This is a genomic window from Rhodococcus sp. 27YEA15 (genome assembly GCF_049739425.1).
Lineage (GTDB): Bacteria > Actinomycetota > Actinomycetes > Mycobacteriales > Mycobacteriaceae > Rhodococcus_F.
Genome location: NZ_JBMHHW010000001.1, coordinates 1,226,167 through 1,251,712, shown reverse-complemented (window position 1 = coordinate 1,251,712; position 25,546 = coordinate 1,226,167). Strand labels below are relative to the sequence as shown.

General features: G+C 63.7%; 19 protein-coding genes, 2 tRNA genes and 2 pseudogenes. 9 read left to right on the top strand and 14 right to left on the bottom strand.

All coding sequences use genetic code 11. The features are described from left to right. Positions 1-209: 209 nt before the first annotated feature. The 3 genes from ABH922_RS05805 (at position 210) to ABH922_RS05795 (ending at position 2,194) form a co-directional block, all read left to right on the top strand. The gene (locus ABH922_RS05805; RefSeq protein ID WP_424806018.1) at positions 210-1,040 is read left to right on the top strand and encodes a DUF3105 domain-containing protein; all 831 of its coding nucleotides are present in this window, start codon (positions 210-212) and stop codon (positions 1,038-1,040) included. Then, a complete protein-coding gene (locus ABH922_RS05800; protein ID WP_424806017.1) occupies positions 1,033-1,767 on the top strand; it encodes a DUF305 domain-containing protein in 735 nt (244 codons plus the stop codon). The genes ABH922_RS05805 and ABH922_RS05800 overlap by 8 nt, the downstream gene beginning before the upstream one ends. Before the next feature lie 354 nt (positions 1,768-2,121). After that, a tRNA-Arg gene (locus ABH922_RS05795) sits at positions 2,122-2,194 on the top strand. A gap of 141 nt (positions 2,195-2,335) precedes the next feature. On the opposite strand, the gene ABH922_RS05790 is transcribed toward ABH922_RS05795, so the two are convergent. After that, complete coding sequence (locus tag ABH922_RS05790; protein WP_424806016.1) at positions 2,336-3,814, bottom strand: MFS transporter; 1,479 nt, start codon at positions 3,812-3,814, stop codon at positions 2,336-2,338. Positions 3,815-3,898: 84 nt separating this feature from the next. Between ABH922_RS05790 and ABH922_RS05785 the strand changes: the two genes are divergently transcribed. Both ABH922_RS05785 and ABH922_RS05780 read left to right on the top strand, forming a co-directional pair. After that, entirely contained in the window at positions 3,899-4,273 is a 375-nt protein-coding gene (locus ABH922_RS05785; protein WP_424806015.1) for a MarR family winged helix-turn-helix transcriptional regulator, read from the top strand. Positions 4,274-4,513: 240 nt separating this feature from the next. Continuing rightward, positions 4,514-5,680, top strand: a complete 1,167-nt coding sequence (locus ABH922_RS05780; RefSeq protein WP_424806014.1) for a N(5)-(carboxyethyl)ornithine synthase — start codon at positions 4,514-4,516, stop codon at positions 5,678-5,680. Between the two features lie 5 nt (positions 5,681-5,685). On the opposite strand, the gene ABH922_RS05775 is transcribed toward ABH922_RS05780, so the two are convergent. The 4 genes from ABH922_RS05775 to ABH922_RS05760 all read right to left on the bottom strand — a co-directional run bounded on the left by ABH922_RS05775 (position 5,686) and on the right by ABH922_RS05760 (position 10,397). Further along, a complete protein-coding gene (locus ABH922_RS05775) occupies positions 5,686-6,825 on the bottom strand; it encodes a 3'(2'),5'-bisphosphate nucleotidase CysQ (protein WP_424806013.1) in 1,140 nt (379 codons plus the stop codon). Between the two features lie 75 nt (positions 6,826-6,900). Then, positions 6,901-7,734, bottom strand: coding sequence for an alpha/beta fold hydrolase (locus ABH922_RS05770; RefSeq protein ID WP_424806012.1), 834 nt, complete (start codon positions 7,732-7,734; stop codon positions 6,901-6,903). Continuing rightward, positions 7,731-9,521, bottom strand: coding sequence for an N-acyl-D-amino-acid deacylase family protein (locus ABH922_RS05765; RefSeq protein WP_424806011.1), 1,791 nt, complete (start codon positions 9,519-9,521; stop codon positions 7,731-7,733). The genes ABH922_RS05770 and ABH922_RS05765 overlap by 4 nt, the downstream gene beginning before the upstream one ends. Positions 9,522-10,326: 805 nt before the next feature. Then, positions 10,327-10,397: transfer RNA gene (locus ABH922_RS05760), tRNA-Cys, on the bottom strand. 222 nt (positions 10,398-10,619) lie between these two features. Here ABH922_RS05760 and ABH922_RS05755 point away from each other — a divergent pair. Further along, positions 10,620-11,882, top strand: coding sequence for a multidrug effflux MFS transporter (locus ABH922_RS05755; protein ID WP_424806010.1), 1,263 nt, complete (start codon positions 10,620-10,622; stop codon positions 11,880-11,882). Between the two features lie 4 nt (positions 11,883-11,886). Here ABH922_RS05755 and mraY read toward each other — a convergent pair whose 3' ends face one another. Continuing rightward, complete coding sequence (gene mraY, locus ABH922_RS05750; RefSeq protein WP_424806009.1) at positions 11,887-12,963, bottom strand: phospho-N-acetylmuramoyl-pentapeptide-transferase; 1,077 nt, start codon at positions 12,961-12,963, stop codon at positions 11,887-11,889. Between the two features lie 85 nt (positions 12,964-13,048). Between mraY and ABH922_RS05745 the strand changes: the two genes are divergently transcribed. Then, positions 13,049-13,582 (top strand): MarR family winged helix-turn-helix transcriptional regulator, encoded by a 534-nt coding sequence (locus tag ABH922_RS05745; RefSeq protein ID WP_424809577.1) that lies wholly within the window; start codon positions 13,049-13,051, stop codon positions 13,580-13,582. A gap of 292 nt (positions 13,583-13,874) precedes the next feature. Here ABH922_RS05745 and ABH922_RS05740 read toward each other — a convergent pair whose 3' ends face one another. From ABH922_RS05740 to ABH922_RS05705, 8 genes and pseudogenes are all read right to left on the bottom strand, one after another. Continuing rightward, entirely contained in the window at positions 13,875-14,651 is a 777-nt protein-coding gene (locus tag ABH922_RS05740; RefSeq protein WP_424806008.1) for an enoyl-CoA hydratase, read from the bottom strand. Next, a complete protein-coding gene (mmsB, locus tag ABH922_RS05735; protein ID WP_424806007.1) occupies positions 14,648-15,658 on the bottom strand; it encodes a 3-hydroxyisobutyrate dehydrogenase in 1,011 nt (336 codons plus the stop codon). The genes ABH922_RS05740 and mmsB overlap by 4 nt, the downstream gene beginning before the upstream one ends. Beyond that, positions 15,579-16,632 (bottom strand): annotated as a pseudogene (locus ABH922_RS05730) (enoyl-CoA hydratase/isomerase family protein). Before ABH922_RS05730 ends, mmsB begins: the two are co-directional and overlap by 80 nt. 8 nt (positions 16,633-16,640) lie before the next feature. After that, positions 16,641-17,786: an isobutyryl-CoA dehydrogenase gene (locus ABH922_RS05725; RefSeq protein ID WP_424806006.1), complete on the bottom strand. Its 1,146-nt coding sequence runs from the start codon at positions 17,784-17,786 to the stop codon at positions 16,641-16,643. A gap of 14 nt (positions 17,787-17,800) precedes the next feature. Beyond that, positions 17,801-19,303, bottom strand: a complete 1,503-nt coding sequence (locus ABH922_RS05720; protein WP_424806005.1) for a CoA-acylating methylmalonate-semialdehyde dehydrogenase — start codon at positions 19,301-19,303, stop codon at positions 17,801-17,803. Between the two features lie 149 nt (positions 19,304-19,452). Next, positions 19,453-20,232: a glucosamine-6-phosphate deaminase gene (gene nagB, locus ABH922_RS05715; protein WP_424806004.1), complete on the bottom strand. Its 780-nt coding sequence runs from the start codon at positions 20,230-20,232 to the stop codon at positions 19,453-19,455. Between the two features lie 36 nt (positions 20,233-20,268). Next, on the bottom strand, positions 20,269-21,039 hold the full coding sequence (locus tag ABH922_RS05710; protein ID WP_424806003.1) for an SWIM zinc finger family protein: 771 nt from the start codon (positions 21,037-21,039) through the stop codon (positions 20,269-20,271). Continuing rightward, positions 21,036-23,852 carry a DEAD/DEAH box helicase gene (locus ABH922_RS05705; protein ID WP_424806002.1) on the bottom strand — a complete coding sequence of 939 codons (2,817 nt, stop codon included), beginning with the start codon at positions 23,850-23,852 and terminating at the stop codon, positions 21,036-21,038. Before ABH922_RS05705 ends, ABH922_RS05710 begins: the two co-directional genes overlap by 4 nt. Positions 23,853-23,934: 82 nt before the next feature. Between ABH922_RS05705 and ABH922_RS05700 the strand changes: the two genes are divergently transcribed. Both ABH922_RS05700 and ABH922_RS05695 read left to right on the top strand, forming a co-directional pair. Then, entirely contained in the window at positions 23,935-24,855 is a 921-nt protein-coding gene (locus ABH922_RS05700; protein ID WP_424806001.1) for an NADP-dependent oxidoreductase, read from the top strand. 102 nt (positions 24,856-24,957) lie between these two features. After that, positions 24,958-25,541, top strand: a pseudogene (locus ABH922_RS05695) (GmrSD restriction endonuclease domain-containing protein). The last annotated feature ends 5 nt before the right edge of the window (positions 25,542-25,546 follow it).

Sequence of the window (25,546 nt, the reverse complement as noted above, 5' to 3'; positions counted from 1 at the left end):
CCTGGACACCCAAGCGGCTGAGTCGCCTCACTGGTCGCGGGTCACACACGCCCGGCACGTTGATCGTCCGTGTCACAGCACACTGGCACGACACTCTCCCAGACTGTTCTCAGGCTGGGGAAAGTACAGTGGTGATGCCCGCTGCCCGCCTGCACCGAGGTGGGCGAGAGTGCCGTCCCTCGAGCCAACACACCGAAAGAGCCCAATCGATGCCAAGCGGTTCCGATAGTCGCGGTCCCAAGAACAATTCCGGGGCCAAATCAGCCAAGGCCATCAAGGCTGCCAACAACAAGAGCGGTGGATCCCGTAAGGGCAAGGGCGGTGTTCCCGCTCCGCGGCAGGTTCCGTGGCTCTCGATCGGCGCCGGAGTGGCCGTGGTGGCGTTGATCGCAGTCCTCGGTGTCAATCTGTGGCCGAAGATCGAGGACAAGCAGGCACTCGAGGCATACACCTACAGCAAGGACGACCCAGACCCGTCGTCGAAGATCGACGGTGTTCTCAAGATCGACTACCCGGCCGGACAGCACGTCGACTCCACTCAGCGGGTGGCCTACGACCAGAGCCCGCCCTTCGGTGGACCGCACGACGCTACCTGGGCGAACTGCACGGGAACGGTCTACTCGGTCGGAATCCGCACCGAGAACGCCGTGCACTCGCTCGAGCACGGCGCGATCTGGATCACCTACAACCCGGACAGCATCGACCAGAGCCAGATCGACAGCCTGGCGCAACGGGTGAACGGCAAGTCCTACATGCTGATGTCGCCGTACCCGGGTTTGAGCAGCCCCATCTCGCTGCAGTCGTGGGGTCACCGTCTCGAGGTGGACAACGCCGACGACGAGCGGATCAACCAGTTCATCACGGCGCTGAACCAGAATCCGAACACCTACCCGGAGGTCGGTGCCAGCTGCACCAACCCGCTGTTCGATCCGTCCAACCCGCCGCCATTCGATCCGACGCCGCCGGGCCCCGACGCCATCAAGATGGACGGAACCGGCTCCGCAGCTGCCACCGACGAGAACGTACCCGCCGGTGGATAGGCCCGACACCCCCGTAGCGGCCGCTGACGCGTCGAAGCCGAGCCAGCGCACCGCGTTGTTGATCATCGGGCTGATCGGCGCCATCGCGGTCGGATTCGCGCTGGGCTCACTCACCAATCTCCTCGCACCGGACGGCAAGAGCAGTTTGACGGTTCCGGCATCGGATTCGGTGGACGTCGGATTCTCGCAGGACATGAGCGTGCACCACAGTCAGGCGGTCGAGATGGCGTCGATCGCATTGACGAAATCCACCGACAACGACGTTCGGACCTTGGCCTACGACATCTTGACCACGCAGCAGAATCAGCTGGGAATGATGCAGGCGTGGCTGACCATGTGGAATCAGCCGCTCTCCAAGGTCGGCCCTTACATGGCGTGGATGAGTTCCGGCGCGGGTTCGGGGCACAACTCGCACGGCACGACGGCGACGATGACCATGGACGACGGCCACTCCGAGCCGGTGGACACCATGCCGGGGATGGCGTCGCCGCAGGACATGACCGACCTGCGCGGCGCGGCCGGGCCCGAGCTGGACGTGTTGTTCCTCCAGCTCATGCTGCGCCATCACGAGGGTGGACTGCCGATGATGGAGTTCGCCGAAGACCAGGCATCGGAGTCCGTCGTCCGGAACTTGGCGAAGACGATGGTCGTCACACAGGACGGCGAATCCAAGCTGATGACCGACATGCTGACCGCGCGCGGAGCAGTTCCGCTTCCGATGAACTGATCTTCCGCGCTGAACCGTGCACACCGCCGGTCGAACGTGAACTGGACGTGGACCTGAAATCCTCAGGACCACGTCCAGTTTGCTGCCTGCACTCGCGACGATCTCATCGGCGATTGCGTGTTCGAGCGCGGCCCGAATCCCAATCATGCTCGGCGACAAGCAAATCTCGGCGTCGGTGACGCCATGGCCTTGGCCGAGTGCAAGGTTTTCGACCGATGATGTGGCCTGCCGCCCAGATGGATCGTCGAAGATTCCCGGCTCGTCCGACCTGCAACAGGTATCCCGGTTTGGTCTTCGGTACCTCTCATGCGCTACGCTAACGCAGCCCAATCGGCACACCGATTTCATCGGTGCGCCCCCGTAGCTCAGGGGATAGAGCGTTCGCCTCCGGAGCGAAAGGTCGCAGGTTCGAATCCTGCCGGGGGCACACTCAGGACACGGTATTCGTCGTCCGATGTGCTCGGACACAGCGTCGCCATCCTTGCCGGTGGCGGCGTTTTCATTTCTGCGGACGTTTTTCGTCACGTGCAGACGCAATCACCGTCGCAAATAACCGAGATCCACTCGATCAGGACACGTCGACCAACTCCCGGTCCCCTGCCCGAGTACGCCGCAGCAGTGGCGCCACGGTGATCGCCAACCCGACCAGTGCCACGGCTGTGACGAGGATCAGTCCGGGATGGAACTGCTCGAACCCGGTAGTGGTGTCGTCGGTCGCCGTGTGCGATCCCGCCGTCACCAATGCCGTCGTCAATGCCAGCACGAGTGCGGCACCGACCTGGGCGGAGGTGTTGACCAGACCGGACGCCAGACCCTGCTCCGAGTCGTCGACGCCGGAGGTGGCCTGCGCGATGATCGAGGTGTAGCCGAGCGCGAAACCCAACCCCAGCAGGATCACGCTGGGCAGAATTGCCACGACGTACGACGGCGAATCGCTGCCGACGAACAGGAACCACAGATAGCCGGCGCTCAACGAGGCCAGCGCGGCCAGGATGAGTTTCGGGCTCCCGAAACGATCGACCAACCCGCCGACGAACGGCGAGCCGAACGCCACGATGATTCCGGTGGGCAGCAGTGCCATGGCCATTTTCAGTGGCGACCATCCCAGCGCCGACTGCAGGAAGATCGTCATCATGAACTGGAAGCTCAGGTAGGAACCGAAGAGAGCGATGATGGCCAGATTGGCCCGCACGATCGTGCCCACCCGCAGCAACCCCAACCGAACCAAGGGGTGTGGCACCTTTCGCTCGACGAGGAAGAACGTCGCCAGCAGCGCGATCGCCACCGCGAAGGACCCCAACGTCATCGGTGTCGCCCAGCCCCGTGCCGGCGCGGACACCACGGTGTAGACGGTCAAGAGCATGCCGGTCACCAGAGTTACGGCGCCGACCAGGTCGTGTCCGCCGGTGTCGGCGGGCTTGTCACGTGGCACGAGGAAGTAGCCGCCGATCAGGGCGAGGACGGCGAACGGAACCGGCATCAGGAATGTGAAACGCCAACCGGCGCTGGTCAGCAGGCCACCGAGGATCAGGCCGGACGAGTATCCGCTGGCGCCGAAGACGGAGAACACCGACAGCGCCTTGTTGCGTTCGCGCCCCTCCTTGAAGGTCGTGGTGAGGATGGACATCGCCGTCGGAGCGGTGAACGCGGCGGCGAGTCCCTTGACGAATCGTGAGGCGATCAGCAGTGTTCCGTTGTCGACAAGCCCGCCGACCAGTGATGCGGCGGCGAACACCGCGAGTGCGATCAGGAAGACGTTTCGGCGCCCCAAAAGGTCGGCGGTGCGTCCACCGAGCAGGAGTAGGCCGCCGAAGCCCAGTACGTATCCGTTGATGATCCACTGCAGTGACGTGGTCGACAGGCCCAGTTCGTGGCCGATGGACGGTAGTGCGACGCCGACCATGGACACGTCCAGTCCATCGAGGAACAAGACGAGGCACAGCACTGCGAGGACTCCCCACAGTCGTAGTGGCCACCTCTCCGCTGAAGCCGGGTGTGCAGATTCCGGCGAGTTGGCTGTATGTCGTGTCGAATCGGTGCGTGTCACCGCGAAAGAATAGATGCATATGCACTTATTGCACAAGCATTTAATGCAATTGCAAGTAGTGGATACTTCAACTAGAATGCGGGCGTGACGTCGGACTCCGAACTACGCAACACCTGGCGCTCGCTCTCGACCAGCTACAACGGAATCGCGTGCGAGCTCGATCGACAGATGCAATCCGCCCACGGGCTGAGCATGAGCGATTTCGAAGCACTCGACCGACTCATGGATACCGTGTGCGACCGGCCACGGATGCAGGACCTGGCGTCGGAAATGTATTTGAGTCCCAGCGCACTCTCCCGCACCGTCGCGCGGCTCGAGAAGGCCGGGCTGGTACAGCGCTCGTTGTGCGAGGCCGATCGGCGTGGCGTATACGTCGACGTGACCGACGAGGGTCGCCGCGTGCACAGTGACGCCAGCAAAATTCAACTGGCCGTGCTCAATTCACACCTGATCACGTAGGAGATCACGAACCCGGCTCGGCCGGCCTTCGGACCTGGCCGCCGAACGGCCGGTCGACGGGTTAGACTCGGCGGGTACCGACGCGCTTTCTGATGCCGGTCGGTGTTCCATCAGCAGCGCGACCCGTACCCCACTTCACAGCGGTCCGGACAGGCATTCCGCCGGCGCTTCTGCGGTTTCCGCTCCGCCCTCAGGCTCCTGCCTGACATCTCGACCTTCTCCTACCGAGAGACAAGACAATTGAACAACGTACGCACGCTCGGAGTCATCGGACAGTCCAGCAAACCTGCCGAACGTAGGCTGCCGATCCATCCTGCCCACTTCGCCTGGATCGACGAGAGCCTTCGCTCACGGATCTATCTCGAAGAAGGCTACGGAACTCGTTTCGGTTACTCCGACGAGCACCTCGGACGCCTGGTTGCCGGAATCCGCACACGTGCGGAGATCTTCGCCGAGACCGATGTGGTTCTGCTGCCCAAACCCCAGGTCAGCGATCTGGGCGACCTCCGAACCGGGCAAGTGCTGTGGGGGTGGCCGCACTGCGTTCAGGACACCGAACTCACCCAGGTCGCCATAGACGAGAAGCTCACGCTGATCGCCTTCGAAGCAATGAACCACTGGCACAGTGACGGATCGTTCAACCTGCACGTATTCCACAAGAACAACGAACTGGCCGGCTACTGCTCCGTCCTGCACGCCTTGCAGTTGATCGGCTCCACCGGCGACTACGGTCGCCGACTCTCCGCCGCCGTGATCGGATTCGGCGCCACCGCACGTGGCGCCGTCACCGCACTGAAGGCACACGGTATCCACGAGGTCGACGTTCTGACCCAACGCGGCGTCACCGCCGTCGGCTCCCCCATCCACTCCGCCCGCATGCTCTCGTTCGACAACGACACCGGCGACGTCCGTGGCAGTCACGTCATGGTCGACAACCACAGCCTTCCGGTACCCGGCTTCCTCGCCGAACACGACATCGTCGTCAACTGTGTACTGCAGAACACCGATTCGCCGTTGACATTCCTGACCGAGGAGGATCTTCTGGACTTCCAACCGGGCAGCCTGATCGTGGACGTCTCCTGCGACGAAGGGATGGGTTTCAGCTGGGCACGTCCGACGTCCTTCGCCGATCCGACCTTCGTCGTCGGCGACAACATCACGTACTACGGCGTCGACCACAGTCCGTCCTACCTGTGGAACTCGGCGTCCTGGGAGATCAGCGAAGCACTACTGCCGTATCTCGAGGGCGTCATGGCCGGGCCCGACGGGTGGAAGGCCGACGAGACCATCGACCGCTCGATCGAAATCCGTGACGGCGTGATCGTCAACTCCGCCATCACTCGTTTCCAGGACCGCAGCCCCGACTACCCGCACCCGATACTCGACCGAGAGATTCAGGTGCAGTAACCAATTCAGCCCGGCTCGGCAATCGAGGTCACCGACTCGATCTCGCCGGCCACCATGGCGAAATACTCGGTCACCCTCGTCGGCTCGGTCGAGCCGTGCACGTCGAGCAGGTACCGGGCGACTACTCCGCCTACCGACTCTCGCAGGGTGAGCTCACGTACCGCCTTGATCGCGCGGTACCGCGCGCCCTGCTCGAGGTCGTTGCTGATCGCAGCACCGGATTCTCCGGTTCGGGTACCGTTCTCGATCCGCCACGCCTGCGCCGCGAACCGCACCTTGGTGGCGTCATGACTGGTCAATGCCTTGACATACTCACGGGCCATCGCCACCGGGCCACTGACGGCGCTCTCGCCATGTTCGGCAGCATGTTCGGCAGCATGTTCGGCAATGGCATGCAGGATCGAATCCGCCAGTTCGGGTCGGCAGATCACCAGATCCGGCAGATACGGATGCGATTGGTTGTAGAGCAGCGGTGAGCCGTCGATGCGGCTGCAATGCAGACCTTGCGCCAAAGCCACGCCGACCGGTGCCGCCGAATCCCACTCCCACTGCCCGCCTGCATGCAGGTACGCGTCGACGTCACCGCGCACGACGGCCATCGCCTTGGCACCCGCCGAACCCATATGGACCACTTCGGCGTTCAGTTCGCTCGCCACCGCTGCGGTGAAAGACGGTGGCCGCGAGCCGCTGACAACGATCGTCGGCGATCCGGATTCGTTGCCACGACGGATCTCGTCGTCGGTGCTGTAGACGACTGCGAGCGCAGGCTGAGCCACCGCAGCCGCGGTCACGCCCCGCCCCCGCTCCCAGAGGGCAACGTGCACAGCCCAATCCGAGCGGCCCGCAATACCGTACTCTTTCGATCCGTCCACCGGATCGATGATCCACACACGATCGGCGTCGAGCCTGGATCGATCGTCGGCAGACTCCTCCGAGAGCACCACGTCACCCGGACGGCGAGCGGCCAATTCCTCGAGAATGAACGTATTGGCAGCGCCGTCGCCGCGCCTGCCCAACTCCCGACCGTCGATCGAGCCGAGCCCCTCGACCCGGATCCGCAACAACAACTCGCCCGCCGCCTCGGCAAGTTCGACGGCCACTGTCGTGTCACTCGTCGCCCGCCCGGTTTCCTCCCGCGTGTTCACAGGCTCAACACTTCCACATCGTGCACGGATCTTCCGCCACGGCGCCGGCTGCGCTCGCGGCGCACGGTCGCCGATTCAGGGTGTCAAGTGCTCACCGAGCAGTCGATCCACCGCCTCGGGTGCCTCGTCCGGAATCCAGTGACTGACACCGGGAAGAACCTCGAACCGGTACGGCCCGTCCACGTATTTCGGGGTCAGAGCAGCGCCTTTCGGTCCGAGCGCGGTATCGCCGTCACTCCAGACATGCAAGGTGGGAACCGTGATCCGAGCATTACCGGGAACGCTCATCCACATGGCGCGATACCAGTTCACGCCGCCGCGCAGCCGGCCGGGAGCCCGCATCGCCGCGAGGTCTCGTCGGACGTTCGCCGGCGACTGCCCGCTCGATATCAGCAGCTTCTCCCCCACCCCGGTCGACGACAGCGCCCATTCGGGTAGGAACGGCACCTGAAAGGCGATCATGTACCACGATTTCAGTCCCTGAGTGCTCCGAAGCATGGACCCGAGGAACGCGATCGGATGCGGAACCGACAGGGTGGTCAGTGTGCGGAGCTTGTCCGAATGCTTCGCCGCTACCTGCCATGCGACTGCCGCGCCCCAGTCGTGGCCCACCAGATCGACCTTCCCTACTTCGAGCTCGTCGATCAAGGCAGCGACGTCCGCGGCCAACTCCGATCCGCGATACGCGCGCCGAGCGCGGGGGCGGGCTCCGGGCGAGTATCCGCGCTGGTCCGGCGCCACCGTGCGAAAACCCCGGGCGTGCAGCAGCGGTGCCAGTTTGTCCCAGGACGACGAATCCTGGGGAAAGCCGTGAAGTAGGACAACCGTAGGTCCGTCGAGCGGGCCCTCGTCGCGAACGTCGAACGTCAGCCCCGATCGGGAAAAGGTCGATACTCGCCCGGCGGTCACGACGCGACCGTGGTCCTTGCCGGCTTCGAGCGTACGGATTTCTCACCTGCGCGCAAGAACACACCGGTCTTCTCCGTACCGAATCCGGGCTCGAACTCTCCGTCCCGATACACCAGCCGGCCACCGATCACCGTGGCGACCGCGGCCCCGTCACTGCGGTTGACCATCCGGCTGATGCCGTCGTATTCGGGGACAACCGCCTCGAACAGTCCGTCCACGCCGTCGTCGAGGCCGGCCGGATCGATGACCACCAGGTCGGCGCGATCCCCCTGACGCAAGTGACCGGCGTCGATTCCGTACCAGTCGGCGAGTTCCCCGGTCAACCGGTGAACCGCGCGCTCGATGCTCAGGAACGGCTTACGATCGCCCTGGGCGTCCTTGACCTTCTTGAGCAATCGGACCGGGTAGTTGTAGAACGCCATGTTCCGCAGATGCGCACCGGCGTCACCGAAGCCCATCTGAACGCCGGAGCTGGCAGCGAGCTTCTTCGCGAACTTGGGCCGATGATTGGCAACGGTGGTGCGCCAGCGCAACTTCGGCCCGTACTTGACCACCAGGTCCAGATACGCGTCGACGGGATGAATGCCCCGCTGATCGCCGACCTCGCCGAAGTTCTTGCCGATCAGCGTCTCGTCGGGGCATCCGACGATGATCGCGTCGTAGAAATTGCGATGCCAGATGCGGGGCGAGAACTTGTCGTCGTAGTCCTTGCGAAAAGCGCGACGGTAGTTCTCGTCCTGAAGCAGCTCATTGCGCTCCACCTGGTCCTTGAGATGCAAAGCCGCAGCGCCCGCACCGAATTCCTCGAAGACCACCAGATCTATTCCGTCCGCGTACACGGTGAACGGTACCGGGAGGTGCTGCCACTTGAAATCGGTCTTGGCGAACCTGTTGAGCAGTGGGGCCGCCGTCAGCATGAAATAGACGATCACCGGATACGCCTTGGAATCTGCACCCGAGAGCAACGACGTCTTGAGTGCCTTCTTGCGGCCGATCGAGGAGCTCTCCACGAAGAACGCCGCGATGTTCGGATGGAAATTGATGGTCGGCGCACTCTGGAGAATCTTTCCGCGGTTACGCAGAATCCGATTGAAGAATCGAAACTCCTTCCACCGCGCGTAGGTGGAAGGCAAAGAGCGCGAACGATATTCGTCACCATCGATCTTGTCGAGCGAGTTGGTCATCGACGACAGTCCGAGCATCCCCACATCGAGCGCCTGCTCGAGCATGTCACCCATGCGGTCGAGTTCCGCTTGCGTCGGTTTGACCGATTTATCGGTAGCGCGATCCAATCCGAGCACATGCGTGCGAACATCGGAGTGCCCGATGAATGCCGCGATGTTGGGGCCGAGCGGAAGCGCGTCCAACGATGCGACGTACTCCTGCGGTCCGGTCCACGTCTTCTGCTCGTTCAGAATCCGAAGCACACTCTCGTGCGGAACCGCCTCGACACGGCTGAACAGGTCTGCGATCTCACGCGGGGTGGAATACACCGTCGACAACGAGCAGTTGCCCACCACCACGGTGGTGACACCGTGCCGGACAGACTCGGGAAGACCGGGGCTGACCAGTACCTCGGCGTCGTAATGTGTGTGAACGTCGACGAATCCGGGTAGTACCCATTTACCGGCCGCGTCGATCACTTCCGTGTCGGGCCCGATATCGAGTCGAGATGCCGAGACCTCGGCCACCACACCGTCCCGGATGCCGAGGTTGCGTCGCAATCCGGGAGAACCCGTCCCGTCGAACCACAATCCGTCGTTGACCACTACGTCGAAATCTGACATCGAATGGACCTCCCCGCCTCGCGTATGTGTTACGTCACGTTATAGACATAATTGACCGCTAGTCAATAACGCGACGCGGGTCGACTGCGAAACCACCCGGTTCTCACACCACGCCCCGCGTTCACGCGGGCGAAATTCGTCGTCCACCGAGCTGTGTGATCGGAGCGCGACCGGTCGCATCAGGGGAGCGAATCGAGACGAGCAAACCATCGCGCTCCGACTACGCGTCGCCGTAATCGACGCCGGGAAATCGCCTACCGCGACAATTGTGACAATTGGCCGGAATCGTAATACCCTCGAGTCAATTTCCAGCAAAGATGAGACTTTGTTCGAGTAATGGATACTCACCGCAGGTTCACGTGATCGCCTGCGGTTGGGTATCTTGCTTTCAGTGGCGCCCGGCCACCACATCCAACACATTAAGGATCCACAATGGAGTCTGTCGAAAAAGTATTGCCTGCTGGCGTCAAGCTCGATGACATCTTGAGCGTGTTCAAGGTGGCAGTTGCAGGAATCGGCCTGGTCAGCGCCCTTTCCGCCTTCAGCTGATCTCTCGACACCACCGAACAGGCCGGACTCGATCGAGTTCGGCCTGTTTCCATGTTCGAGCGAAGTACACCGTTGATCGAGATGCACCACTGTCTCGGCCAGGGCGGAAGATTCCGAACAGCGCCCGCCCGCACGCTCAGACCGGGGCCCCACCATCGCACCCGTCTGTACAGCCGACTTCTTTAAAGCCGACTTCTGCCCGCACGAGTGGCAGAAAAAAATCGGGGCCGGCGACGTACGCCGACCCCGATACCCGAGCGGATGACGGGACTCGAACCCGTGTGAACGGCTTTGCAGGCCGGTGCCTAGCCACTCAGCCACACCCGCGTCACTGAGAACTATGCCGGACCGCGGCACCTCCGGCCAGATTTCCACTCACCGTGATTCGAGCCCGAAAGGCCGCTCGTTCCAACCCCTGGAACGATGTGCGTCGGGGGGAACAAATAAATCGACGACGACGCTGAGGAGCAGCGGTGGACGCAAACCCGAAACGGTGTGAGGGTCCTACCGACATCATCGATCCGACAGCCGCACTATCCAGAAGGTTTCATGACTGCCGAGAACACCACCACGGCTCCACCCGTGACCCCCACAACCACACCAGAGGCTGCGGGCAATGCCGGCGCCGAACGTAAACCGACCGTCGGGAAGATCCTCGCACTCGGTTCCATGACCGCGCTCGGCCCGTTCACCATCGACATGTACCTGCCTGCGCTGCCGGACATCGGCACCGATCTCGGTGTTTCACCGTCGACGGTGCAGCTCACCATCACCGGCACGCTTCTCGGTCTGGCTCTCGGGCAGTTGTTGGTCGGTCCGCTGTCCGACATGCTGGGCCGCAAGCGTCCGCTGCTCGCCGGAATAGCCGTCCACGTCATTGCATCACTGTTGGCAGTGTTCTCCCCCACCGTCGAGATCCTGGGCGTACTACGTGTGTTCCAGGGAATGGGTGCAGCGGCGGCAGCTGTGGTCACCATGGCGATCGTGCGTGACCTCTACAGCGGGAACACCGTTGCCGTGGTGATGAGCAGGTTGATGCTCGTCCTCGGGGTGGCTCCGATTCTGGCGCCCAGTATCGGCGGGGCGCTCCTCGTCGCGTTGGATTGGCGCGGGATTTTCGTCGTCCTCGCGGTGATCGGCTTCGGAACCGCGATGATCGGCGCTTTCGGACTGTCCGAGAGCCTGCCGAGTGAACGGCGTCGGGCCAGCGGACTGGGATCGATCCTGCGCACCTACGGTTCGCTGCTCGGCGATCGCACGTTCATGGTTCTGGTGTTGGTCTCGAGTGTCGGCATGGGCGCACTGTTCGCCTACGTCTCGGGTGCTTCATTCGTCTACCAGGATCAGTACGGCCTCAATCAGCAGGAATTCGCTCTGTTGTTCAGCGCCGGTGCAATCGCTCTGATCGGCGCGTCACAAATCAATGTCCGGTTGCTCAGCCGCTGGACTCCGCAACAGATCACGCTGGCGGCGCTCGTCGCGTCGTCGGTGTCCGGCGCGTTGCTGATCGTCGTGGCCGTGCTCGAGCTCGGTGGTCTGATCGGGTTCGTGATCGTCCTGTGGATCATGTTGGGTGCTGTCGGTTTCGTACTTCCGAATGCCCCGGCGCTGGCCCTTGCCCGGCACGGTGAAGCGGCCGGAACCGCGGCAGCTCTGCTGGGCGCGTTTCAGTTCGGTGTCGGCGCTGCGATCGCCCCGGCCGTCGGCCTGCTGGGCAACACCAGCACCGCGTTGTCCATCGCGATGACGGCCAGTACAGCGCTGGGCCTCACCGCACTACTTACAGCGTCGCGGTTGCGGACGAGAGCCTGACAGCTCAGCTGGTGGCAGCGAACCATTCGCTGTAGAACGTCGCCAGACCCAACACACAACAGATGGCGACGAAGATCCAGAACCTGGCTATCACAACCGTCTCGGGCCAGCCGAGTAGTTCGAAGTGGTGATGTATCGGTGCCATTTTGAACACTCGGCGCCCGGACGAGCGGAATACCAGGACCTGGATGATCACCGACAGGATCTCGGCGACGAAGAGCGCGCCGATGATGACCATCAGCAGCTCCGTGTGGGTGGTGACGGACAGGCCCACGACCAGGCCACCCAGGGCCAGCGAACCGGTGTCGCCCATGAAGATCTGGGCGGGCGCGGCATTCCACCACAAGAACCCCAGGCACGCACCGCCTGCCGCAGCGGCGATGATCGCCAAGTCGAGCGGGTCACGGACGTCGTAGCAGCCGGCCGCGGGATCGAGAACACAGGAGTTTCGGTACTGCCATCCGGCGATCACGACGTAGGTGCCGAGAATCATTCCCATCGAGCCGGCCGCGAGACCGTCGAGTCCGTCGGTGAAGTTGACGGCATTGGACCACGCGAACACCAGGACGCAGAAGAAGATCAGGAATCCGACACTGCCCAGCGACACGACCGAAATGTCGCGGACATGCGAAAGGAACGGGCTACCTGGAGTAAGGCCCTTGTTGTTGGAGAACTGCAGGAACAGCACGCCGAAAATCAGGGCGCTCGCCAGCTGGCCGACGGTCTTCGCGGTCTTGTTCAATCCCAGATTGCGGCGCTTGCGGATCTTGATGAAATCGTCGAGGAACCCCACCAGGCCCAGTGATGTCGCCAACGCCAGTACCAGCCAGCCGGATGCGGACAGCCGAGGTAACCGAGAACCGAAACCGATGGCATGCGCGGCGAGGTAGCCCGCCCACATACCGGCGATGATCGCGATTCCACCCATGGAGGGGGTGCCCCGCTTGCCTTGATGAGATTGCGGGCCCTCGATGCGAATCTCCTGCCCCATTCCCTGCTTCGACAGGATCCGGATCAGAAACGGAGTCAGGACCAGAGCGACGAACAACGAGACGCCGCCCGCAACGAGGATTGAAATCACTCGACGGACTCTACAGATGACAACCGCTGCGACACACAATCAGACAACGCACGCGAGCGCTTCGGGGCATGGGATGATCGACGGTATGCCCCCACCCACGCCGCTGCCTCTCGACCCCATCGAAGAGGCTCATCGTCAGTGGACCGAGCGTGGTTGGAGCAGCGTCGCCGACGGTATGGCGGCGGTCACATCGGTGATGCGGGCGCAGCAGATCATGATGGCGCGCGTCGAAGAGGTGCTCAAGCCTTTGGGTTTGACGTTCGCCCGCTACGAACTGCTGACGCTTCTGACATTCACCCGAACCGGGGCACTGCCGATGGCCAAGGCCAGCGCCCGTCTCCAGGTGCACCCGACCAGCGTCACCAACGCCGTCGACCGCCTGGAGAAGGCGGAACTGGTTCGGCGAGTCCCCCACCCGAGCGACCGCCGCGCCACACTGGTCGAGATCTCGGACGCCGGACGGGACCTCGCGCTGGAAGCTACCGAGTTACTCAATGCCAAGGTGTTCGCCCATCCTGGTCTCGAGCCGGACAAGCTCGAGCAGTTGGTGACGATCTTGACGGAGCTGCGTAAGACCGCGGGAGATTTCGACACCGGAGACGCACCTACCAAGTGGTGACCAGCGCCGGGTGCGTGCCGTCGTCGCGTCGGGAGGCCGTTCGAGTCGAGGCGTCGTTCGAGTCGGGGCGTCGTTCGGAAAGTCCTGACGCCGAACAGCGTTGGACTCCTGCCGCACCCGGGTATCCACACCGTGCGGTCGGTACCCGCTGATCGCCACTGACGCTCGACATCACGCTCCGAGGCAAAAAGGACGGCCCGACAGCACCTGTGCGGGTGCGGCCGTGCCGTCCTCTTCTGCGTACTCATGCCATCGAGCGCGCGAGGTTACGAATCTCAGCTGCGCTCGCGCATCAGCGGTGTTTGAACTCGGGTGATCGTTTTTCGACGAAGGCAGCCATGCCTTCTTTCTGGTCTTCGGTGGCGAAGGTGGAGTGGAAGACGCGACGCTCGAACCGCAGGCCTTCGGCGAGGGGACTCTCGAAGGACCGGTTCACTGCTTCTTTCGCCATCATCGCAATCGGTAGCGACATCTCGGCGATGGTGGTGGCCGTTTTCAGGGCGTCGTCGAGTAGATCGGCGGCCGGAACGATACGAGCGACCAGTCCGGCACGTTCGGCTTCCTCGGCGTCGATGGTGCGGCCGGTCAGGCACAGTTCCATCGCCTTGGCCTTGCCCACGGCGCGGGTGAGGCGCTGCGAGCCACCGATACCGGGGATGACACCGAGCTTGATCTCGGGCTGCCCGAACTTCGCGGTGTCCGCGGCGATGATGAAGTCGCACAACATCGCCAGCTCGCAACCACCACCGAGGGCGTATCCGGCAACCGCGGCGATCAACGGCTTACGCCCGGCGGCCACCTGATCCCACGGCGTGAAGAAGTCCTCGACGTAGGCACCTATGTACGTCTTGGACTGCATTTCCTTGATGTCCGCGCCGGCGGCGAACGCCCGCTCGGAACCGGTGATCAGGATTGCACCGATCCCGGCATCGGCCTCGAGGTCGGCGTGCGCGGCCACTACCTCGTTCATCAACTCCGAGTTGAGGGCGTTGAGCGCCTTGGGCCGGTTGAGCGTGATGACGCCCACGCGCCCCTGACGCTCGACGATGATGGTGTTGAAGTCGGTCACAGCTGTCCTTCGCTCGAACGGTCACGGATGTCGTTGATGATGGCAGAGAAGTCCGCTCCGCCACCGCCCGCGGCATGGTATCGACTGTAGAGCTCGGCTGCCTTGAGACCGATCTCGGCATCGACACCGTTGCTGCGCAACGCGTTCGCGGCCAACCCGAGATCCTTGTCCATCAACGCGACTGCGAAACCGGGCTGGTAGTCGTTGTTCGCCGGGCTCGTCGGTACCGGTCCGGGGACCGGGCAGTTGGTGGTCAGCGCCCAGCACTGCCCCGACGCGTTGGAGGCGACGTCGAAAAGTGCCTGGTTACTCAGACCCAACTTCTCACCCAACACGAACGCTTCGCTGACCGCGATCATCGAGATACCCAAGATCATGTTGTTGCAGATCTTCGCGGCCTGACCGTTACCGGCGTCGCCGCAGTGAACGATCTTGCGGCCCATCACCTCGAGCAGCGGCGACGCGGCTTGGAAATCGGTGTCCGAGCCGCCCACCATGAATGCGAGCGTGCCCGCGGCGGCACCGGTGGTACCACCCGAGACGGGGGCGTCGACGCTGCGATGCCCCGCCGCGAGAGCGTTCTCGTGCGCCTGACGGGCGTCGGCGACGTCGATGGTGGAACAGTCGATGAACAGCGTGCCCGGGGCGGCGATCGCCAGCAGGTCCGCGTACAGACCGAGAACGGCTTTGCCGTTGGGCAGCATGGTGATCACGACGTCAGCGCCGCGTACCGCGTCCGCCGCCGACTCCGCCACCGACACCCCGTCCTGGACGGCCTGCTCGAGGGCCGCGGGGGCAAGGTCGAACCCGACAACGGTGTGCCCGGCCTTGACCAGGTTCGCCGCCATCGGTCCACCCATGTGGCCGAGTCCGATAAATCCAACAGTCGTGCTCATAACGATCGCTCCTTGTGCGAAAAGTTTTCGGCTAGCCTGCAGCGGTGGTGAGTCCGAGCTCGTTCTCACCCAACGGCGCGAAGTACGCGTCGACGGATTCGGCGGTGACATCGGCCAGGGTCGCCGGCGACCACTTCGGATCACGGTCCTTGTCCACCACCTGGGCCCGGATACCCTCGACCAGATCATGTGATCCCAGCGACGCCGTCGACACCCGGAACTCGACATTCAAAACTTCTTCGAGGCTTGCGGTGTCAGCGGCCTCACGCAGCGAACGCAACGTCACCGACAACGCGATCGGGGACTTCCCCAAAATCTGCTCCGCAGCCTTCTCGGCCTCCGGATTACCACTCGAGGTCAGATTGTCGACGATCTCGGCGACGGTGGACGCCGCGTACGCCTCGTCGATCCACCCCTGCTGCGCCGACAACTCCGACACCGGAGCCGGCTCGGCGAACTGCGCCACCGCCTCCGCCACGCTCGACGCCGCGATAGCCGAGATGAACGCCTCGATGTTCTCCGACGGGATGAAGTTGTCGGCGAAACCGGCGGCAATGGCATCACCGGCACTCAAACGCGCCGTGGTCAGCGCGATATGGGTACCCAGCTCCCCCGGAGCACGCGAAAGCAGATACGTGCCACCGACATCGGGGATGGAACCCGATCCCGGTCTCGGGCATCCCGACCATCGACCGCTCGGTCACGATCCGAACATCACCATGCGCGGAGACACCCACACCGCCACCCATCACGATGCCGTCCATGATCGCCACGTACGGCTTCGGGTAGTTCGCGATCTCGGCGTTGAGGATGTACTCCTCACGCCAGAAATCGAGTGACCCCCTACCGCCGTCCTTCGCGTCATGATAAATCGAGACGATATCGCCACCCGCGCACAAACCACGCTCACCGGCACCGGTCAGGACAACCGCCTTGACCTCGTCGTCGGACTTCCACTGCTCCAACGCCGCCGCGATCAACGTGACCATCGCATGATTCAACGCATTGATCGCCTTCGGACGATTGAGAACAATGCGCCCCAACCCGTCACGCTTGTCGATCAACACTTCCAACTGCTCGCTCATACCGCTCCTTACTTCCCGTGGGCCCCGACCACGCTGCGGGCGATGACCACACGCATGATCTCGTTGCTGCCTTCGAGGATCTGATGTACGCGAAGGTCGCGGACGATCTTCTCGATCCCGTACTCAGCAAGATAGCCGTATCCACCGTGCAGCTGGAGCGCCTTGTTGGCAACGTCGAATCCGGTGTCGGTTGCGAATCGTTTGGCCATCGCGCACAGCTCCACCACATCGGGTGCACCTTCGTCGAGGGCAGCAGCGGCGCGCCAGAGAAGACTGCGTGCGGCTTCGAGCTCGGTGCGCATGTCGGCGAGCTGAAACTGCAGAGCCTGCGATTCGATGAGGGCCGAGCCGAAAGCCTTGCGGTCCACCAGGTAAGCGACAGCTTTCTCGAGAGCAGCTTCGGCGCCACCCACCGAGCAGGCGGCAATGTTGAGCCGCCCGCCGTTGAGGCCTTTCATGGCGATGCGGAAGCCGCCGCCCTCCTCACCGAGGAGATTCGCCGCAGGTACTCGCACGTCTTCGAGGATCACCTGGCGGGTGGGCTGCGCGTTCCACCCCATCTTGATCTCGTTGGCACCGAACGAAAGTCCCGGTGAATCCTTGGGGACGATGAATGCCGAGATCCCCTTCGGTCCGGCAGCGCCGGTGCGGGCCATCACGATGTACACATCGGAAGTACCTGCACCGGAAATGAACTGCTTGACCCCGTTGAGGACGTAGTCGTCACCGTCACGAACGGCCTTGGTGCTCAAGCCTGCCGCGTCGGAACCCGCACCGGGTTCGGTGAGGCAGTAGCTACCCAACTGATCCATCGCGCACAGTCCCGGAACCCACTTGTGGCGCTGCTCGTCGTTGCCGAACGAGTCGATCATCCACGTCACCATGTTGTGGATGGAGATATACGCGGCGATCGACGGATCGCCCTTCGCGAGCTCCTCGAAGATCCGGGCGGCATCGACACGGGTCAGTTCGGACCCGCCGACATCTTCACGAATGTAGATGCCGCCCATACCGGTAGACGCCGCCTTGCGGAGAACGTCCACCGGGAAATGCTTGGTCTGGTCCCATTCGACCGCATTGGGTGCCAGATGCTCGGCCGCGAAGTCGCGCGCGGTGTCCCGGATCGCCCGCTCGTCATCGGTCAGAGTAAACATCGACAGTGTTCCGATCAGTTCATCGTGGGGATGACGAAGTGGTTGGTCTCTTCCTTCTTGCCGGAAGGCCAGCGCTGCGTCACGGTCTTGGTCTTGGTGTAGAAGCGGAAGGAGTCGGGACCGTGCTGGTTCAGGTCACCGAATCCGGAGCGCTTCCAGCCGCCGAAGGTGTGGTACGCGATCGGGACGGGGATCGGGACGTTGACCCCGACCATTCCGACATTGACGCGGGCGGTGAAGTCACGGGCGGTGTCACCGTCACGGGTGAAGATGGAGACGCCGTTGCCGTACTCGTGCTCGGTCGGAAGACGCAGTGCCTCTTCGTAATCGGCGGCGCGAACGATCTGCAGGACGGGTCCGAAGATCTCTTCCTTGTAGATCCGCATGTCCGAGGTGACGTTGTCGAAGAGGGTGGCACCGGCGAAGAAGCCACCCTCGTGGCCGTCGAGGGTGAAGCCGCGGCCGTCGACGACAGCGGTGGCGCCTTCGTCGATACCAATCTGCACGTAGTTGTTGACGCGATCGAGGGCGTCCTGGCTCACGAGCGGACCGAAGTCGACGCCTTCGTCGTCGCTGCGGCCGATCTTCAGCTTGGCGACGCGCTCCTCGAGCTTGGCGACCAGCGCGTCTGCCGTCTCTTCACCGACGGGGACGGCAACGGAGATGGCCATGCAACGCTCACCGGCGCTGCCGTAGCCGGCGCCGATCAGGGCGTCGGCAACCTCGTCGAGATCGGCGTCGGGCATGACGATGGCGTGGTTCTTAGCACCACCGAAGCACTGTGCGCGCTTGCCGTTCGCGGCCGCGGTCTCGTAGATGTACTGCGCGATCGGGGTGGAGCCGACGAAGCCGACGGCCTTGATGCGATCATCGGTGAGCAGGACGTCGACAACTTCCTTGTCACCGTTGATGACGTTGAACACGCCGGCGGGTAGTCCGGCTTCGAGGAAGAGTTCGGCCAGACGCAGCGGCACCGAGGGGTCACGCTCGGACGGCTTGAGGATGAAGGAGTTACCGGCAGCCAGGGCCGGGCCGGCCTTCCACAGCGGGATCATCGCGGGGAAGTTGAAGGGCGTGATGCCGGCGACGACACCGAGCGGCTGACGCATGGAGTAGACGTCGATGCCGGTGCCGGCGCTCTCGGTGAATTCACCCTTGAGCAGGTGCGGGGCTCCCACGGCGAACTCGATGACCTCGAGGCCGCGCTGGATGTCGCCCTTGGCGTCGGGAACGGTCTTGCCGTGCTCGGAGGAGAGCAGTCGGGCCAGCGAGTCCATCTCGGCCTGGGCGAGCTGGAGGAACTTCATGAGCACGCGGGCACGTTTTTGCGGGTTGAACGCTGCCCATACCTTCTGGGCTTCTTCGGCATTGGCGATGATGGCTTCGGCTTCGGACTTGCTCGCGAGCGGAACCCGCGCCTGCACTTTGCCGGTGTTGGGATCGAACACGTCCGCGAAACGACCGGACTCTCCGGGCACCCGCTTGCCACCGACGAAATGCGTCAACTCTTGCACCATTGCGCTAACCCGTTCCTTGCTTGTTGTGGACCGCCGCGGAAACAGCAGCTGATATGTCTAGCATCCTATAGTTGGATGTCCATGTATGTCCAGAGTCACGCTTGCTGTGCGCCTTTGTCAACCGCCGGGGGTGAACAAAGGCGCACGGCTCAGAAAGACTGCCAGGACGGTTTGTGTTCGAGTGCGTATCGGTAGTAGTCGGCCAACGCGAGTGACGCGGCCGCCGCCTCGTCGATCACGACGGTCACGTGCGGGTGCAGTTGCATCACCGATGCCGGACAGAACGCCGACAGCGGCCCTTCGACCGCGGCGGCGATCGCAGCGGCCTTACCCACCCCGGTCGCGATCATCACCAGATGGCGGGCATCGCAGATCGTGCCCAACCCTTGCGTGAGCACCTGGTGGGGAACGTCGTCGACGCCGCCGAAGAACCGGGCGTTGTCACGCCGCGTCTGCGCGGCCAAGGTCTTGACCCGGGTCCGCGAGGTGAGCGACGACCCTGGTTCGTTGAACCCGATGTGCCCGTCGGTTCCGATTCCGAGGAGCTGCACGTCCACTCCCCCGACGGCCCCGATGCTGCTGTCGAATCCATCGGCCTCCGCCTCCGGATCCGACGATTCTCCGTCCAGGCTCCATACCCGCGCCGGATCGAGATCGACGTGGTCGACGAATTCCGATCGGATCACCGAGTAGTACGACTGCGGGTCTGTTCTCGGCAACCCGAGGTACTCGTCGAGCAGAAAGGCCTGTGCCGCGGCGAAATCGAGACCGGCATCACGATGGCGCCTGGCCAGTTCGCGGTAGGTGCCGATCGGCGAGGACCCGGTGGCCAGACCGAGCGTGGTTGCGCCGGACCTGACGTAGCGTTCCACGATGTCCGCGGCGGTCGAGTCCACCTCCGCGGCGGTCGGTCGAATGACGATTTCCATGAGCTCCCTTTCCGGTAGCGAGTGCTACCGAGAACATCATGTCAACCGGCGATAAAGGGCGTGCAGTTCCTCGAGCGCCAGGTTCTGCTCGGCCAGGCCGAGCCCGGCCGACGCAAGCGCGGACCGCAACGTGCGCACGTCCAGATCGTCGACAGCTGCCCGAAACGGCACTCGAGGCAAGGCCGGGAGGAGCGAGGAATCACCGAACCAGTTCTCCACGTCGAGCGCAGCCGTGTCCTCTTTCTCAACTCCTCCGATCAGATCGTCCAACTCGACGCCGCGTAGACGCAGAAGGGTGAGCGGATCGCTGTCGATGCGTTCGGCAGTCAGAAAAGCCACGGCCGCAGCGTGTTTGCACGGCCAGCCGATGTCGGGGCACGTACAGTCGAAGCTGAAAGCAGCCGGACTGTCCGGAATCAACTGCGCGGCAAGCATGTCCGGAATCTCTCCGGAGACCAGCGCGGCCAGACTACCGGGAACCCGGCGGATCTTGACGACCATGTCTTCTCGATCCGTTTCGTCGAGAGTGTCCACGGTCAGCGTGCACACGAACGGCTGCAACTGACTGCCCTGCACCTCGGCGGTCACGACACCCGGTTCGACGTCGAGCGCCAGGACGCGCCCCGTCCGTGCGTAGGTTCGACCACGCGCCAACCGTGGTTTGTCACCGATCTCCTCGATCACCCGAACGAAGGCCTTGCCCCAGAACGTCCGACCGAATGCGGGCCGAGATCGCAGCGGCGCCGCCGCCCGCTTGCGGGGGCCGGTGTATTCGCCGAAGTCCGGCCCTTTCGCGCGCGGACTCATTCGCCCACCGCATCGTCGCCGAGTCGCAGCAACTCGCCGAGTTGTTCGACGCTCATCTCCGTCACCCAGTTCTCGCCGGTACCGACGGCGAGTTCGGCGAGTTCACTCTTGCTCTCGATCATGGCGTCGATCCGTTCTTCGAGCGTCCCGACGCACACCATCTTGCGTACCTGAACGTTGCGCTGCTGACCGATGCGGAACACGCGGTCGGTGGCCTGATTCTCCACGGCCGCATTCCACCACCGATCCAGATGCACCACGTGATTGGCGGCAGTCAGGTTCAACCCGGTGCCGCCGGCTTTCAGTGACAGCACCATCACGCGCGAGCCACCGTCGGATTGAAAACGTTCGACCATGGTGTCACGACCGACCTTGGAAACCCCACCGTGCAGAAAGGGCACTTCGGTGGTGAAACGATCACGAAGGTAGGGCACCACCAGCTCACCGAATTCACGAAACTGCGTGAACAGCAAGACTTTCTCGTCATCGGCAGTGATCGATTCCACGATGTCCTCGACCAGCCCCAGTTTTCCCGAGCGGTGCTGACCGCGCCGAAGCACCGCAGATCCGTCCCGGAGGAAGTGCGCGGGATGATTGCAGACCTGTTTGAGTTTGGTCAGAGCCGAGAGCACCGCCCCCTTGCGCTTCATCCCTTCGGTTCCCTTGATCTGCGCCATCATCTCGTCCACCACCGCGCGGTACAACGCCGCCTGTTCCTCGCTGAGATTTGCTCGAACCGTCATCTCGAGTTTCTCCGGCAGATCGGAGATCACCGACGGATCGGTTTTCACGCGACGCAACACGAACGGCGAGGTGACGGCTCGCAAGCGCGATACCGCGAGCTGGTCCTTCTCCCGTTCGATGGGTACGACGAATCGCTTGCGGAACATCTGCTCGGACCCGAGCACACCGCGATTGGCGAAGTCCAGAATGGATCGCAACTCGTCGAGGCGGTTCTCGACCGGCGTTCCGGTGAGAGCGACCCGATGCGCCGCCGGGATACTACGTGCTGCTCTGGCCTGCGCGGTCTTCGCGTTCTTGATGTGCTGAGCCTCGTCCAACACCACCCGCCGCCAGTCGAGCTCGGCGAGCGCCGCCACGTCGCGGGTCATCAATGCATACGTGGTGATCACCAGATCGGCAGTCCGCACGGCCTCGTCCAGCACTGTTCCACTGGCACGATCACTGCCGTGATGGACGTACACGCGAAGGCCGGGAACGAACCGAGCCGCCTCACGCTGCCAGTTGCCGACCACCGACATCGGACACACCAGAAGCGTCGGTGTCTTCGCGTTCTCGTGGGCGAGCAGCGCCAAGAGTTGCAGAGTCTTGCCCAATCCCATGTCGTCGGCGAGTATCGCCCCCACCCCCAGCTCACTCATGTACGCCAACCAGTCCAGACCGCGCCGCTGATAAGGGCGAAGCGTCGCGTCCAGCGTCGCCGGCACCGGAACCTCTCGCGGTTCGACCGCCGAATCGAGCAGTGCCGCAGCCCAACCGGTTGCTTTCACTTCTTCGACGGGTAGGTCTTTGAGATCGTCGGCGATGAGGTCCTTGATCAGATCCACTATCGCTCGTTCCCCGTTACCGTGGCGTGCACTGACGAAACGGGCGGCGCGCGCCAGAACCTCCTTGTCCGCCTGCACCCACTCGCCGCGCAATTGCACGAGATCGGATTTCGCGTCCACCAGGCGGTTCATCTCCTCGATCGTGAGCACCTTGTCCCCCAACGCCATTTCCCAGTCGTATTCGAGCAACTGATCCATTCCCACGGTGCGGTTCTCGGCCACGATCGGTGATACCGCCGACGCGACCCGCACCCGCAACGACGGCGAGACGACGCTCCACGCACGGGGCAACAACAGTGTGATTCCACGTTCCCGCAGCGCAATTGCGCCGTGGCCGACCAGATCCATGACCACCGCAGTGGGCAGGAGCAGATCGAGACTGTCGTCGTCGTGTGGAACGTCCCGCAGTCTCGGATAGGCGATGATCGCCTGCTCCCGCTTCTCACTGGCCAGACGAATGCGTCGGGCATCGGTGCGGTGCAGACGAATCCGTTGCGGCGCTTCACCTTCCGGCTGTAAGCACACCTGCAGGCGCCATAGCGCCTCGTCGTCCGGATGTGAGTTCTCGTCCAGTTCCGGCTCGATCAGCCTGAGTACCAGGTCGGGTTCGTCCACGGTGAAGGACGACCCCCATTCCGCGAGCCCTTCGGCCAGTCGCAGGCTCGCACCGTCGAACGGCTCACCGTCGACGGCCGCGCGCCACAAGTCGGTGACCACCGGGGCGTCGACGGTCGCGAGCACCCGGCGCACCATCGGATCGGTGAGTTCAGCGGTGATGTCCTCCACCGTCTCGCGGGGCGAACCCACCTGACGTTGCACCGGTGGCATCGCCACCACGAGTTCACCGACCCAGGCACGCCGGCGTTCTCCACCCATCAGCGTCCAGCGGGGCCACCAATTGCCCTCCGCCCGGTTCAGGGCAGGAACCACTCGGCCGGCGCGGACCCATCGGTCGATACCCCGGACGACATGTACGAGGTATCGCAGGTCACCGGCGATCCGTGGGTCACCTGGATCGAACCGCAGAAGCATGTCGGCGGCACCTGTCGGTGCCAGTGCAACCGCCGCGTATTCGCTCTGCAACGGACCACCGGGAACGGGCGGCATGGACACGGACACTCGATGCCGGAACTTGCGGCCGAGGATCGAGGAGACGGGGTCGTGAGGGTCCTCGGTCACGGCCAGATCGTGCCCGTCCACCCACAGTGTGAGCCCCGATCCCGGCGACCAGAGTCCATGCAGCATCCCACCATCAAATCAGCAACCTCCGACACCACGATCCGGGACGGGCGCCCCGCGTGCCGTCCGCCGGTCATACGCTGTACGGATGGTGACGGCTTACGGCTTTGCCGAGTACGGCGGCCCGGAAACTCAGATCTATGTCGACGTGACGCTGCCCCCGCCCGGCGCCGGACAGTTACAGGTGTCGGTACGTGCGGCGGGCGTCAATCCCGCCGATTGGAAGGTGCGTGCCGGTGACCGCAAGGGCACGGTGGCGGTGACGTTGCCGGGAGTGCTCGGCCGGGAAGTCTCCGGCGTCGTCACCGCCGTCGGAGCGCAGGTCACCGAATTCCGGATCGGCGACGAGGTCTTCGGCGCCACGGCGTCCGGCTTCGGCGGATACACGGAATCGACGCTGCTCGACGCCGCGTCCACCGCTCACAAACCCGCATCCGTGTCCTGGGCCGATGCGGCCGTCCTCACCGTCTCGGCGGGAACCGCCTACGACGCGTTGCACGACCTCGACCTGCCCGCGGGCAGCACGCTGCTGCTCCTCGGAGCCGGCGGCGGTGTCGGCGTCAGCACTCTGGCGCTCGCACGTCCTCGCGGTATCGAGGTGATCGGTGTCGCGAGCGAGGCCAAGAAGTCCGCGGTCGAGGCTGCCGGTGCCCGTTGGGTCCGCTCGGGTGTTGGCTTCACCGACCGGATCGCCGCTCTCATGCCGCACGGCGTCGACGCGCTCTTCGATCTCGTCGGGGAATCCACTCTCGTCGACGCCGCGACTCTGGTTCGGGCAGGTGGCCCGATCGTGAGTATCGCCGACCCGTCGACAGCCGGACGGCTGGGCGGGGGCGGTGTGAATCGGCGTCGCACCACTGCGGTGTTCGCCGAGGTCGCCGCGCTGGTGGCAACCGGAGCTCTCGATCCCGGAGTCGGTGCCCGCTACCCGTTCACCGAGGCCGGCGCGGCTCTCGCCGCTGTCGAGGACGGGCACCATGGCGGCAAGGTGGTCATCGAGTTCCCCTGAACCGTCGAACGCTGTCGGTCGGTCCTGGTTTCATGAGCCCGGACCGTTGGGGGGACGATGCGTTTTCGATGTTCGATGCTGGGCGGATGGGTGGTCCTCGCGATGGTGGCGGTCACGACGACGTCAAGCGGCACACCCCGGTCGACGCCTGCTCCGGGTAGTCCGAGCCGCACTGACATGGAACAACTCCCGTCCCGGGTTGCCGTCGTCGACACCCGTCCGCATCCGGGCGGATATCAGCGCGGGTGCGGCGCTGGTGAGAGATGCGTATTCGGTCCGGCCTGGTCCGACGATCAGGATGCGCCTGACGGCCATGACGGTTGCGATACCCGTAACAACGTTCTGAGTTCTATTCCGGTAGCCGGATCGAATTCGACCGCCAACGCGCCAAGGACGTCCAGATCGACCACGTATATCCGCTCGCGGCCGCGTGGGGCTTCGGCGCGAACGCGTGGCCTTTGCCCGTTCGGATGGGTTTCGCCAACGACACCTCGCTGAACTTGCCGGCGGTCAAGGGGGGCGGACAACCAGGCTGAGCGGGACAGCACGCCCGCTGACTGGTTACCACCGAACTCGGCCTGTCGCTGTTTCTACGCCGGCAAGTATTGACCGCCGCGGTATCCTACGGGCTGCCGATCAGCCGAGCCGATCACTCGACGCTGTCCGATCTGGCAACGCGCTGCTGAGTGCA